We start from the raw sequence: 12,996 nt of genomic DNA, 5'->3' as shown, positions 1-12,996 counted from the left end.
GGTAGATGCTTTTAATGGTATTGCGGATAAAATTAAAGAAGATTTTGATGCGCGTCCAGATTACTTATTGATGACGGGCGATCAGGTATATGCCGATGACGTGTCTGCACCTATGTTAGTAGCCGCGCAAGCGTTATCTAAAAAGCTTGGATTATTTTCAGCGGAGCATGAGCTAGGGAATGTATCAAAGCAGCAACTTGACTGGCGATATTCATTGAATAATCGAAGCCAATTGTTTCCCAAAAAAGAAGATCAAAGTCGCTGGTCTGAATTTTGGCATGGCACTGACATCATTTCTTCTCGATTTCATGATAATCACTTAATAGGACTTGATGAGTTTTTTGCCGTTTATTTATTAACTTGGTCTTCAAGCGTCTGGAGTTTTGTTACGGACGACGTGGAAAAAGCAGAAGAGAAAGTGCATGGTCAGCTTAAAGTCGCTTATCAAAATGACTGGCAAGCATTAAAAGGCTTTATAGAAACACTGCCTGACTTTGAATATGCATTGGCAAATACCCCAACCATGATGATATTTGATGATCATGACGTTACCGATGATTGGAATTTAAGTGTTGATTGGGAAGAGCATGTCTATGGGCATTTAATAACTCGTCAAATGATCCGAGATGCTTTGTTGTCATACACGGTATTTCAAGGCTGGGGCAACAACCCAGATAATCATCAACCGCTTATAAACACCATTAAACAGTTATCCATGACAGGTGATTTTGCCGACAATAAGTTTACTGAAAGCCTGTATGATTTTAATGACTGGCACTACGAAGTACAAAGCCAACCTAAAATAGTGGTTTTGGACACACGGACGCACCGTTGGCGCTCAGAAACATCCGCTAAAAATCCAAGTGGTCTTATGGACTTTAAATACTTAGAAGAGTTGGAGAGACAACTATTTGAGCCGCAAACCTCCATGTTATTAGTTTCACCGGCTCCAGTTTTTGGCGTAAAAGCCATTGAAGTGGTTCAAAAAGCTTGTGCTCTAGTGGGCAAGGAGTTGCTGGTGGACGTTGAGAATTGGATGGCCCATCAAGGCTCCGCTAAAAAGTTAATGAATATGTTACGTCATGACAACGCGCCAGACGAAGTTATTATTATGTCTGGTGATGTTCATTACTCTTTTTGTTTTTCAGCCGAGAGGCGATTTAGCTCCGACACGGATAAAATTTGGCAGTTGACCTGCAGTGGTTTCAAAAATCAATTTCCACCAGGCTTACTTAAGTTCTTTGATTATATAGACAGGTTTCTTTATTCACCGCACAGTCTGTTGAACCTTTTTACCAAGCGAAGAAAGTTGGAAATTGAACATCACCCATTAAAAGCGCAGGCAAGCCGTTTTAAACAAAGAAATTTGCATACGCAATCAGCGGCAGGTTTAGTGGAATTAAATGAGGATGGAACATTAAAAGGGTATAGCTTAATTACTTCTGATAATCATCAGCTTTTCTTTGATCTAGAAGAGAGTTGATTTAGAAGAGAGTTGAGAAAACGAACACAGAGATCTAAGTGGGACTTTATAAATCGAGTTAGAGTTTATAATAAAGTGAAAAGAAAGACGCGCCATATCAGATAACAATATGGCGCCAATAACTTAGAATACTTGGCAAACAAAACCTTTCAAGTAAAAACCTTCAGGGTATGTACTTGCAATAATGTGGTCGTGGGCTTGGTTTAACTTCTCTTTAAAGAAAACGTCGCGATTTGCATCGAGAGCCGCATCAGCAACAACCTTTTGGAAAAGATTTGTTTCCATAAGACCAGAACATGAGAACGTTAATAAGTGACCGCCTGGGTTTAATAGTTCCATAGCAATACGGTTAATGTCTTTATAGCCACGACATGCACCGTTTAACTGCGCTTTAGACTCAGCAAACTTTGGTGGGTCCATTACAATCACATCAAACCTTTTACCATCTTCTTTATACTTACGAAGCAACTTAAATACGTCGTGACGAACATATTCAACGTTAGAGTTATCAAAGCCATTAAGCTCTACATTACGCTCAGCTATTGCTAATGCTTCAGCAGAAAGATCAACCTGAGTAACACTTGTTGCACCACCACGAAGTGCATACAAACCGAAAGTACCTGTATAACTGAAGCAGTTTAAAACAGACTTGTCTTTAACATAGGTTTCTAACAATGCTCTGTTGTCACGTTGGTCAAGGTAAAAGCCCGTTTTATGGCCTTGTTCAACATCAACGTACGCTTTAATGCCGTTCTCTGAAATTATTACATCTTCAGGTAATTCACCATGAATTAAACCACGTGTTTTTTTGATGCCTTCTTTACCACGTACATCTGCATCAGAACGTTCGTAAATAGTGAAATCAGGGAACACTTGTTTTAATGCTGAAATAATATTGTCTCGTTGGAACTCTGCGCCTGCACTTACCAATTGAATCACAATCGTTGTATCAAAAACGTCGACGGTTACACCAGGTAAACCATCATTTTCAGCTGCTAAAAGGCGATAACCTGTTAACTGACCTTTTTCAATGATGTCAGCGCGAATAGCTTTTGCACGCTCGATACGCGCTACAAAAAAGTCGTGATCAATCGTATCACCTTCATTAAAACTCCATATACGAGCTCTAATTTGTGAATGAGGAGAATAAGAGCCTGTTGCTAGCCAGTTGCCGTCTTCGTCTTTTATATCAATAGTTTCGCCTAGTTTAGGGTTATCTACTACTTTTTTAACCCCTTTAGAGAATATCCAAGGGTGTTTACGAGTTACGGCTTTGACACGTTCATTTCTAATAATAATTGCAGGCATACAGGGCTCTATTTTGTAAAGGCGATAAATGGGTCGCGGATTTTAGTCTAAATGGTAATTATAGCAATGAATAATAAGCTGGATTCAAAAAAGTTTTAATATATTAGTCATATCTTAGTCACTAAAGCTTAAAGAAATTCGCGTACATTTTAGAGCAGAAAATATACCAATCTGTTTTATTTTGTAACTTAATTAACTTGGGTAGCTTAGTCATGCCAATATTAAATAGAAGACATTCATCACGATATAAAAAGAGCCAGTCGCAAAAACTATACCTACCATCAAACAGCCGTGAAAATCAGTATTTTTTGTTAGAAATACCCACTAGCGCAATATCAATTGATATAAACAATGTTGGTTTGATTGAGCTGAAAAATCGCTTTTTTCAATGTTGTAAAGAATATGGCATTAGAAATGGTCTGTTTGTTGCGAACGACAAGCTTGTTAAAGTTAGGTACGGGGAAGAAAATAACGTGCTTATGACAGACATGCAGTGTTTAGTTTCATATTCGCCAACTCAATACTTTGGTTTCCATAGCTATATAGAGCCTGATGCTAAAGTTAGTAAAATTGTGTTTGTTGTATTGGCGTCGGGAAATGACATTCGTAGTCAAGCGGTAAACCTCCATAGTAAAGTAACCGCGTTATTAGCAGACTTTGCTAGTGACATTGATGTAGCCGTTGAGTTATTTAAATTAAGAGACTTTCAACACATTACCTATGATTTATTTGCCCCAGAAAAAGGCCATAAGCAAACGGTGACTCATGGTTTTAGGTCTGTTGTTACTCGTTATAATCAACAGGGGCTTATAATCCCTAAAGTTCACAAATCTAATCATTTTGTGGTTGTTAAAATGCCAATTAACATTGAACTTGCCAATAAGTTTGAAAATAGCCAATTGGGTTTTGAGTATTCGAGTTTATATAACCAGTTATCTAATTCTATTAAAAATGCATTAGAAGCGCAGTCACTTAACCACGCTGCAATAGTTGCCAATGGCAAACAGCCATTTATCAGTATCAACGATGAAGAATTTGAACTTGAGTCAGATGAAATTGTAAAACTCGGTTTTGACAGTAACGTTAAAGATCACCGTTATCTGTGTTTGTTCGACTCTAAAAAGCTGGTGGACTACATTCAGATAGTGATTTCGGCGAAGTCAGATGATGATTTCCAGTCAAGTTATGCACCTTTTGTTAAAAGAGTGCACAACGCTATTTCTAGTTTAACAGAGGCTTTACATATTGAACCAAGCAGGGACGTTATAACTTGTCGGTTTCTTTCAGCATCTGAGATACAGTTTACCTACTGATCTAACCAACGTTTAATAACAGCTACGCTAACGTCTTGTCGTTGAGACACATAAACTCGAACTAAATTCTTAAGTTTTAGTTGCTTTTGTTTGGCGTCGTCTATTTGGCGACGCATTAAGCGCATTTTATTTCGAGCTCTCTTTAAACGCTCTTCTTTCGAAAGTTCAGTCATTACTGTGTAAGTTTATTCCTTGTTTGCCTGTCTATAAATATAATTCAAAGAACTATAAAGGGATACTCTCAATGTCTGTAGTTTCAGTATATGACCAAGCAACAAAAAATTTAACTATTTGGATGGTATAGCGCCACTTTTATTGCGTTTATATTTAGCGCCTATTTTCATTCAAGCTGGCTGGACAAAATTCCAAAATTTTGAAGGAACATCAGCTTGGTTTGGTAATCCAGATTGGGGCTTAGGACTGCCTTTTCCGGAAGTATTAGCCTTGTTAGCCGCAAGTACCGAGTTAGTAGGCGGTTTCCTTTTATTAATTGGACTTTTTACTCGCTTAATATCAATTCCATTGGCTTTTACCATGGTTGTTGCTGCGATAACAGCACATGCTGAAAATGGTTGGTTAGCGTTATCCGATGCCACTAGTTGGTTGGCGGACGGTACTATTTTGCTGAATGAACGAGTTTTAGACGCCGTTGAAAAGAAGCAAGCGGCAATCTCAATTCTAAAAGAGTATGGTAATTATGAATGGCTCACCAGTTCTGGCTCCATCACTATTTTAAATAACGGCATAGAATTCGCAGCGACCTATTTTATTATGGTTTTTGTTTTGATTTTTACCGGTGGCGGTCGCTATACCAGTGCTGATCACTTTTTGCGCAAAAAAATCTTTAAACAAGGCCACTAGACTATTGATATAAAAGGGTATGGGATAGTTTGAGTAAACACGGTAAACTAACGCCATTGCTTATCACAGGAATCGAACATGCAGGCGTTAGATCTTTTATTGACCCGATCATCATTTTCAAAGCTTTCGGCACCCGCACCGTCGGGACAACAACTTGATCAAATCATTCAGGCTGGACTAAGAGCGCCAGATCATGCTCATTTATCACCTTTTGATTTCATTGTTTGTGAAGGGGAAGGTTTAAATAAGTTAACAACTATTTTTACTGATGCTGCAATAAAAGCAGATTCTAGTATCGAAAAAATTGAAAAATCAAAAAAAATGACGTCTAGAGCGCCTATGATCATTGTCACAATCATGCGTTATCAAGAACATGAAAAAGTGCCACGTGTTGAGCAGGTCTCTACAGTAGGATGTGCAACTCAAAATATGCAAATGGCGGCACAGGCTATGGGCTTTAACGGCATTTGGCGTACTGGTAGTTTTGCTACCGACATTAACGTTCGTAATGCTTTTGACTTAACTCAAGAAGATGAAATTATTGGCTTTCTATATTTAGGCACACCTGAGTGTGAGCCGCCAATTAAAAGAGATCGAGATGCCAGCAAATACGTTCGCTATTGGCGTTAATCTACCGAATTAAAGAACACATTAGGGATCAAATGAAAATTACAAGTGCGCTACAAAAATTAGGTGTTACTAATCCACTTATATACGGTTGTATGGGACTAGGTGGCGGCTGGAATCAGAATCCAGTTTCAAAAGACGACATCCGCCAGGCTAATGAAGTTATAGATACGGCATTAGAGTCTGGGTTCCAGTTATTTGATCACGCAGATATTTATACTTTTGGTAAAGCAGAGCAAGTATTTGGTGAAGTATTAAAGTCACGTCCAGAACTCAAAAAGCAAATGGTTCTGCAATCCAAGTGTGGCATTCGTTTTGATGCTGGCACTACACCTAAGCGTTATGACTTTTCAAAAGAGTGGATAAGCTCTAGTGTAGAAGGCATTTTAGAGCGTTTGAATATTGAGCATTTACCTATTTTGTTGTTACATAGACCAGACGTGTTGATGGATGTTGAAGAAATCGCTGAGGTTTTTTCTGAATTGCAAAAACAAGGCAAAGTAGGTCAGTTTGGCGTTTCTAATATGTCAGCAAATCAAATGCAGCAATTACAAAGCAAAATGAAGTCGCCGTTAGTTGCAAACCAACTTGAGATGAGCTTAAGCAAATTAGATTGGTTAGAACAGAGTATTCTAAATAACGTAGGCAATGCACCTGGTCATTCCTTTACTGCTGGGACTATTGAGTATTGTCAATCTCAGGATGTGCAAATTCAAGCCTGGGGCAGCATGAGCCAAGGTTTGTTTAGTGGCCGTAATGTGAATGATGAAAGCCAAGCTGTACAGCAAACCGCGGAAAAAGTACGCCGCATTGCTGCTGAAAAAGAAACATCGACAGAAGCCGTTATTTTAGCGTGGCTAATGAAACATCCTGCAAACGTTATGCCTGTGGTTGGTACAACAAACACAGACCGAATTAAAGCCGCAGCACAGGCAACTAAAATAGAGTTGTCTCGTGACCAATGGTACGAACTTTATGTATCAGCTAGGGGCGAAGAGCTTCCTTAATAGGAAACTCTGTTGGCTGTTTGTCGCTTGCGATGAACGGCCAGCTAACAACCTTCCATCAATAGTTTATTTATTTCTATCTAAACCAAATAATTGTTTGTAACGTTTAGCAAAAGTTTGTTTTTTTTGTGTTCAACGTTGTCACCTTAAATTCAAGCGACTAAGGTTGCAGTTATCGCTCATTTAATGCACTGTGATCACTTATTAAATAGATAAGTAAAACTAAGTGTAGAGACACAATATATTTTATTAGTCAGTTAGTTATTATTTCAATTAGAATGCGCGCCATTCGAAGTTACCACTTAGGTAGCTCATAATTTGTTTAAGAGGATTTTGCCTATGTTGTTTAACGACAACCTAATTACAGATTGCCCAATTCGTCAAAAAATTCGAGACTTTTATCGTATTGATGAAGAAGAGGCAATGAAGTATATCCTACCTGAGGCTGAGATCAGCCTTGCTGCTCGAAGTAGAGCATGGGAAAGGGCACGTAAAATGGTTGTGCGTATTCGTAAAGAGAATACGGAAAACAGCGGCATAGATGCACTCTTAAATGAATATTCATTGTCTTCAGAAGAAGGCGTTGTGCTTATGTGCCTGGCCGAAGCTTTACTGCGAGTGCCAGACAAAGGAACGCAAGATAAGTTAATACAAGATAAGATTGGCCAAGGCTCTTGGAGTCGCCATATTGGTGGCAGCGAGTCTTTGTTTGTTAATGCTTCTAGTTGGGGGCTGTTACTTACCGGTAGTATGGTTAAATACTCTAGCGACAGCACTAAAGCGCAATATGGTGTATTAAAAAGAACCGTAGGTAAGTTTGGTGAGCCTGTGATTAGAAAAGCAATGAAAGTTGCAATGAAAATCATGGGTCAACAGTTCGTGATGGGCGAAGACATTGAAGACGCCACTGAACGCGCCATGAAAAAAGAAACAAAAGGTTACGTATATTCCTACGACATGCTGGGCGAAGGTGCTCGTAACATGGAAGATGCGGATAAGTATTACCAAGCGTATGTAGATGCAATAAAAGTTATTGGTAAAAAAGCGAAAGGTCGTGGACCGAGAACCAGCCCAGGCATTTCAGTAAAGTTATCGGCAATTCACCCGCGTTACGAATTTGGTAACCGCCAACGAGTGTTAGACGAAATTGTACCAAAGCTAAAAGCGTTAACATTGATGGCAAAAGAGTGGGATATTGGCCTTACAGTTGATGCTGAAGAATCCGAGCGATTAGACATTTCATTAGACATCATTGAAGCTGTTTTTCTTGATGATGATCTTGGTAATTGGAATGGTTTTGGTCTTGCGGTTCAAGCCTATCAAAAGCGTGCAATTTTTGTAATTGAATGGCTTCGCAGCATAACGCTAAAAACAAATCGCAAATTAATGGTGCGTTTAGTTAAAGGTGCTTACTGGGATTCTGAAATAAAAAATGCACAGCGCGATGGCGAACCTCATTTCCCTGTGTTTACTCGTAAATCGTCTACAGACGTTTCATACCACGCATGTGCAAATAAACTATTAGAGTATCGCGATACCATTTACCCACAATTTGCCACTCATAATGGTTATACCGCTTCTACTATTTTGGAACTGGCGGGTGATGATAAAGAAGGTTTTGAATTTCAATGTTTACACGGTATGGGCGACAGCCTTTACGACCAAATTGTAAGCGAACAGCAAATTCAATGTCGTATTTACGCACCAGTAGGTGTGCACGAAGACTTACTTGCTTACCTAGTAAGACGTCTTTTAGAAAATGGCGCAAACTCGTCATTTGTTAATGCGATAGTTGATGTTGATAAGCCAGTAGAAGACTTGCTCTTTGACCCAATGGAAAGAACGCAACGTTTGTCTTCTATTTACAACGAACAAATTAATTTGCCACATCAAATATTTGGCAAAGAAAGAAACAATTCGAAAGGTCTAGATCTAACAGACATTAATGAGCTTGTGACACTTAAAAAGTCATTGGTCAATTGGTTTGAAAATAATCAAGCAGACGTGAAAGCATCTACAACAGCCGATGCTTCAAATAAAACGCTACATCCGGTGTTAAACCCAGCAAATCATGATGAAGTTGTTGGTTACCATCAGTTTGCAGAGCCTGCTGACATGTTAAGTATGCTAGAAAAAGCTGACTCGACGTTTAACTCATGGTCTCAAACTCCAATTGCGGAGCGTGCTGAATTATTACGCCGAACTGCAGACATTCTTGAAGAACATATGGAAGAGCTTATTGGTCTTTGTATTAAAGAGGCCGGTAAAATTGCGAAGGATGGCGTGGATGAAGTTCGAGAAGCAGTAGATTTTTGTCGTTATTATGCAGCCCGCGCTGAAGAACTAGCAGAAGATAATCGCTTAGAACCTCGTGGTGTTATCGTTTGTATTAGCCCTTGGAACTTCCCGTTAGCAATATTCTTAGGCCAAGTGGTTGCTGCTATTGTGACCGGTAATACGGTACTAGCAAAACCAGCTGAGCAAACGAGTTTAATTGCTATTAGAGCAATTGAATTAATGAAGCAAGTTGGCCTTAAAGAAGGTGTAGTGCAACTTGTTATCGCAAAAGGCCCAGAAGTTGGCAGTACATTATTGCCTGATGAACGTGTTAAAGCAGTAATGTTTACTGGTTCAACACAGACAGGCACTCTAATTTCACAAATATTGGCTGAACGTGGCGGAGAGCAAGTTCCTTTGATTGCTGAAACGGGCGGTCAAAACTGTATGATTGTTGACTCTACAGCGTTACCTGAACAGGTTGTTGATGACGTGATTGCGTCTGGTTTCCAAAGTGCAGGCCAGCGTTGTTCGGCGTTACGTGTACTGTTTGTTCAAGAAGATATTGCTGATAACGTAATCCGAATGATTAAAGGCGCATTAGAAGAATTGTCCATTGGCGATCCCGCTTTGTTATCAACGGATGTTGGCCCGGTTATCGATGAAAAAGCGCTTTCAACATTAACCAGTCATGCTGAGTCAATGAAATCAAAGGGTAAGTTAGTTTTTGAAGGTGTACTTGGTGAAGACTGCCAAAACGGAACTTACTTTGCCCCTCGTTTATACGAAATCGATAATATTAATCAGCTAGAGAAAGAAGTCTTTGGTCCATGTGTGCATGTTATTCGTTTTAAAGCGGATCAAATCAATGAAGTAATTGAGCAAATAAACTCAACTGGATTTGGTTTAACCATGGGCATACATTCTAGAATTGAAGAGCGAACACTTGAGCTGGCAAGATTATCACGAGCGGGTAACGTATACGTAAACCGTAACATGATTGGCGCAGTAGTTGGTGTTCAACCGTTTGGTGGACGAGGCTTATCAGGTACTGGACCTAAAGCGGGCGGACCAAACTACTTACCTCGTTTAATGATAGAAAAAGCAACGCCAGATGACTTTGAATATCCTGATGAAGATCCAGCGCTAGAGACGGACGACCTGTCTATTGATGCCGCTGGTGAGTTAATGGATACAGCAAAAGTAACAAGAGAAACGTGGCGATTAACTGATTTGGTTCAACGTTTGTCTTATGTTCGTCAGTTGTTAGCAAGTATCGCAACAGTAGATATTGTTGAAGACTTAGCGGATGACTTAGAAGAGACGTTAAGAGCTTCTCGTAATCAGTTAATTAACATTGAACGTAAGATGAAGCGTCCAGTTCAATTACCTGGACCAACGGGTGAATCAAATACTCTGTACTATGAACCTCGTGGTACGTTAGTTTGTTTCGCCGATAAAAACGTATCTTTCCACTATTGGACGCTTTCTGTAGTTACTGCACTGGCAACGGGTAATGTAGTTGTTGCTGTGGTATCAGACTTATTCTATGAGGAAGCTCAAGCGTTCAGAGAAAAGTTACTAGCGACAGGTGTTGAAAAGGGAGTGTTACAGGTTGCTCGTCTTCGCCACTTAGAACCTCTATTGGCACATGAAGATTTAGCCGGTGTTGTAATCGAATCTAGATCAAAGCGTACTGCTTATGTAGCAGAGCAACTTGCTCGACGTTTTGGTGCGATATTACCTGTAATCGAAGCAGAGTATGACGATAACCTAATCTCGCGTATGTTGACGGAGAAAACAGTGAGTATTGATACAACGGCTTCTGGCGGTAATACATCATTGATGACGCTTACTGAAGAAGACTGATTTATAGTTAGTAAAAAGCCCGCTTTAAGCGGGCTTTTTTATTGGTAAATGACGTTAGCTTTTAACCATTCCAAATGGAAACGGCCTAATCAGGTAAAAACGTATCTGGGTGTTTAAGTGTTTTTCTGAGCCAGTAGAAGAACATTACTGACGCGGCGGTTAAACCTAAAACAATTCCCCACCAAAATCCGGCCGGTCCCATTGCTGGCACAAGTATATCGGTTCTGCCAAGCATATAACCAAGTCCAAAACCTAACGGCCAGTAGGCAATAAAGGTAATATAAAGCAGAGGCTTAGTGATTTTTAATCCTTTAAAAATACCCGCACACATTACCTGAACGGCGTCTGGTAATTGGTATATAGCGGTAATGATTAAAATACTAGAGGCGAGGGCAACTACTTCAGGTTGCTCGGTATACATAGAAATGATTGAGTCTCTGAACAGATAAGTTATTAGCATTACAAATGAACCAAATGCTGCGGCTAAAACAAAGCATGTTTTAATTGCCTGTTTAAGCATATTTATATCGCCAAAACCTTTTAAGTAACCAATGCGAATAGTGGCCGCCATAGATAAACTTAGCGGAGCCATAAATACAACGCTACTGTAACTAAATGCAACTTGGTGACCAGCAATAGCAATTGCGCCTAGTGGTGCAATCGCTAACGCTGAAAATGCGAATAAGGTAGTTTCAAATAAAAGTGATACAAAAATAGGTAAGCCGATTCGAGACAGGCTTTTAATTTTTTCTAAATTTGGTTTTTCAAAACGGCTAAATACTTTCATTGGTTTAAGCTTTTTGCCTTTGTGTAAATAAATTAAAAGCACAATAAAGCTTATCCACTGAATGATGGCGGTAGCTAATCCGCTGCCCGCTCCACCAAGTTGTGGCATGCCAAACTCACCAAAAACAAAAATATAATTGAGAGGAATGTTAAGAATTAAACCAATTACGCCGGTAATCAAAGCTGGAGTAGTTAAGCCTATGCCTTCAAAAAAGCTTCTGAAAACAAAAAATAAACAGGTTGGTAATATGCCCCAAATAGCAAACTGCAAATAACCTAAAGATTTTTCATGGAGTTCAGGTTCTAAATCTAGGTTATCAAGCGGTACGTTTACAAACTGATAAATTAGTACCACAAAAAAGCAAACAATTAACGCGAGGTACATTCCCTGATAAAGCGTTGAAACAAGTGGTTTTGTATCATTATTAGAGCCTGAAGCCCCTAGGAGTTGTGCTACTACGGGAGTGACGGCAATTAGCAGTCCTTGGATAGAAAAAACAACAGGTCCCCACAAACTAGTTGCAACGGAAACCGAGGCCATATCAACGTGGCTTAACTGACTCGCAATAACAGTATCTGTAAATAGCATTAATGCCGTAATTACTTGGGTAATTAAAAGCGGAATGGCCAGCTTTAAAAGGTGTCGAGTTTCATTTAAATCAAACAGTTTTGATTTCACTTGGGTCATTGAAGCACTTCTGTATCGCATAGGGTGCTTTATTATCTATTTAATCACTAATGATGGCTAGAAATAATCTGTTGATTTGAGTTATTTGGCGACTAATAACTAAAAATAATAAATTATTAGTATATACACTCTATTTTCCTGTCAGAAATAGTTTAAATATTCCTTACAGTATGGCTTAATGGGGACATAGGTTTGGCAAGTAAGATGTCTTTTGACCCTTTTCTTTTTGTCCTACATTTTTTTGTTAAACCACTTAGTTTAAATTTCAAACAAGGTTATCTGTTAAGTGACATTAGCTTCTATTAATTCTGTACTTTTCGTGTGTTTAGGCAATATTTGTCGTTCACCATCAGCTCATGCTGTTTTTAGACATAAATCTAAAAACGCTGGGTTTGATATAACTGTGGATAGCGCAGGCACAGCGGCATATCATCAAGGTGCACGCCCTGATAGTCGTTCTCAAAAAGTAGGTGAAAATAGAGGATATGACTTCACAGAAATTTCCGCGAGAAAAGTAGAGCAACATGACTTTGAAAAGTTTGACCTTATCCTAGCAATGGATAACGCAAATTTTTCAGATTTAATAGAGCGCTGCCCAGAAGAGTACCAACCTAAAGTAAGGTTAATGACTGAGTTTTGTCAGACGTACGCTGACGAAAGTGAAGTACCTGATCCATACTATGGTGGTGCCGCCGGATTTGAATTTGTTTTGGACCTCATTGAAGACGCAAGCGATGGTCTTCTTCATCAAATTAAAAACGAACCTAATTAAACTAA

Annotated in this window: 10 protein-coding genes; 7 read left to right on the top strand and 3 right to left on the bottom strand. The window is 39.3% G+C overall.

What is annotated here, in order from left to right; genetic code table 11:
- The first annotated feature begins 70 nt into the window (after positions 1-70).
- The gene (locus tag GNP35_RS00145; protein ID WP_155693431.1) at positions 71-1,483 is read left to right on the top strand and encodes a metallophosphoesterase family protein; all 1,413 of its coding nucleotides are present in this window, start codon (positions 71-73) and stop codon (positions 1,481-1,483) included.
- 123 nt (positions 1,484-1,606) lie between these two features.
- Here the strand turns inward: GNP35_RS00145 and GNP35_RS00140 are convergent, their stop codons facing one another.
- Positions 1,607-2,791: a class I SAM-dependent methyltransferase gene (locus GNP35_RS00140; protein WP_155693429.1), complete on the bottom strand. Its 1,185-nt coding sequence runs from the start codon at positions 2,789-2,791 to the stop codon at positions 1,607-1,609.
- A 212-nt stretch (positions 2,792-3,003) separates the two neighbouring features.
- On the opposite strand from GNP35_RS00140, the gene GNP35_RS00135 reads away from it, so the two are divergent.
- Complete coding sequence (locus tag GNP35_RS00135; protein WP_155693427.1) at positions 3,004-4,104, top strand: DUF3083 family protein; 1,101 nt, start codon at positions 3,004-3,006, stop codon at positions 4,102-4,104.
- On the opposite strand, the gene GNP35_RS00130 is transcribed toward GNP35_RS00135, so the two are convergent.
- Positions 4,098-4,277, bottom strand: coding sequence for a hypothetical protein (locus GNP35_RS00130; protein ID WP_155693424.1), 180 nt, complete (start codon positions 4,275-4,277; stop codon positions 4,098-4,100). The genes GNP35_RS00135 and GNP35_RS00130 overlap by 7 nt on opposite strands.
- Before the next feature lie 142 nt (positions 4,278-4,419).
- Between GNP35_RS00130 and GNP35_RS00125 the strand changes: the two genes are divergently transcribed.
- The 4 genes from GNP35_RS00125 (at position 4,420) to putA (ending at position 10,745) form a co-directional block, all read left to right on the top strand.
- Complete coding sequence (locus GNP35_RS00125) at positions 4,420-4,965, top strand: HvfX family Cu-binding RiPP maturation protein (protein WP_330997650.1); 546 nt, start codon at positions 4,420-4,422, stop codon at positions 4,963-4,965.
- Positions 4,966-5,043: 78 nt separating this feature from the next.
- Positions 5,044-5,595 (top strand): NAD(P)H nitroreductase, encoded by a 552-nt coding sequence (locus GNP35_RS00120; protein ID WP_155693420.1) that lies wholly within the window; start codon positions 5,044-5,046, stop codon positions 5,593-5,595.
- 32 nt (positions 5,596-5,627) lie between these two features.
- Positions 5,628-6,599, top strand: a complete 972-nt coding sequence (locus tag GNP35_RS00115) for an aldo/keto reductase (protein ID WP_155693418.1) — start codon at positions 5,628-5,630, stop codon at positions 6,597-6,599.
- Positions 6,600-6,938: 339 nt separating this feature from the next.
- Positions 6,939-10,745 (top strand): bifunctional proline dehydrogenase/L-glutamate gamma-semialdehyde dehydrogenase PutA, encoded by a 3,807-nt coding sequence (gene putA, locus GNP35_RS00110; RefSeq protein ID WP_155693416.1) that lies wholly within the window; start codon positions 6,939-6,941, stop codon positions 10,743-10,745.
- A gap of 85 nt (positions 10,746-10,830) precedes the next feature.
- Here putA and GNP35_RS00105 read toward each other — a convergent pair whose 3' ends face one another.
- Entirely contained in the window at positions 10,831-12,219 is a 1,389-nt protein-coding gene (locus GNP35_RS00105) for an MATE family efflux transporter (protein WP_196492362.1), read from the bottom strand.
- Positions 12,220-12,505: 286 nt separating this feature from the next.
- Between GNP35_RS00105 and GNP35_RS00100 the strand changes: the two genes are divergently transcribed.
- Positions 12,506-12,991, top strand: a complete 486-nt coding sequence (locus tag GNP35_RS00100; protein ID WP_330997649.1) for a low molecular weight protein-tyrosine-phosphatase — start codon at positions 12,506-12,508, stop codon at positions 12,989-12,991.
- Positions 12,992-12,996: the final 5 nt, after the last annotated feature.

The organism is Psychrosphaera haliotis (assembly GCF_009728465.1).
Taxonomy (GTDB): domain Bacteria; phylum Pseudomonadota; class Gammaproteobacteria; order Enterobacterales; family Alteromonadaceae; genus Psychrosphaera; species Psychrosphaera haliotis.
Note: the sequence above shows the minus strand (reverse complement) of the source record. Positions and strands in the feature narration are given on the sequence as shown.

Excerpts from the sequence above, each read along its gene's own strand:
- GNP35_RS00105 (WP_196492362.1), bottom strand. The coding sequence starts at position 12,219 with ATGACCCAAGTGAAATCAAAACTGTTTGATTTAAATGAAACTCGACAC.
- putA (WP_155693416.1), top strand. The coding sequence starts at position 6,939 with ATGTTGTTTAACGACAACCTAATTACAGATTGCCCAATTCGTCAAAAA.
- GNP35_RS00120 (WP_155693420.1), top strand. The coding sequence starts at position 5,044 with ATGCAGGCGTTAGATCTTTTATTGACCCGATCATCATTTTCAAAGCTT.
- GNP35_RS00135 (WP_155693427.1), top strand. The coding sequence starts at position 3,004 with ATGCCAATATTAAATAGAAGACATTCATCACGATATAAAAAGAGCCAG.
- GNP35_RS00145 (WP_155693431.1), top strand. The coding sequence starts at position 71 with ATGACGGGCGATCAGGTATATGCCGATGACGTGTCTGCACCTATGTTA.
- GNP35_RS00130 (WP_155693424.1), bottom strand. The coding sequence starts at position 4,277 with ATGACTGAACTTTCGAAAGAAGAGCGTTTAAAGAGAGCTCGAAATAAA.
- GNP35_RS00115 (WP_155693418.1), top strand. The coding sequence starts at position 5,628 with ATGAAAATTACAAGTGCGCTACAAAAATTAGGTGTTACTAATCCACTT.
- GNP35_RS00140 (WP_155693429.1), bottom strand. The coding sequence starts at position 2,791 with ATGCCTGCAATTATTATTAGAAATGAACGTGTCAAAGCCGTAACTCGT.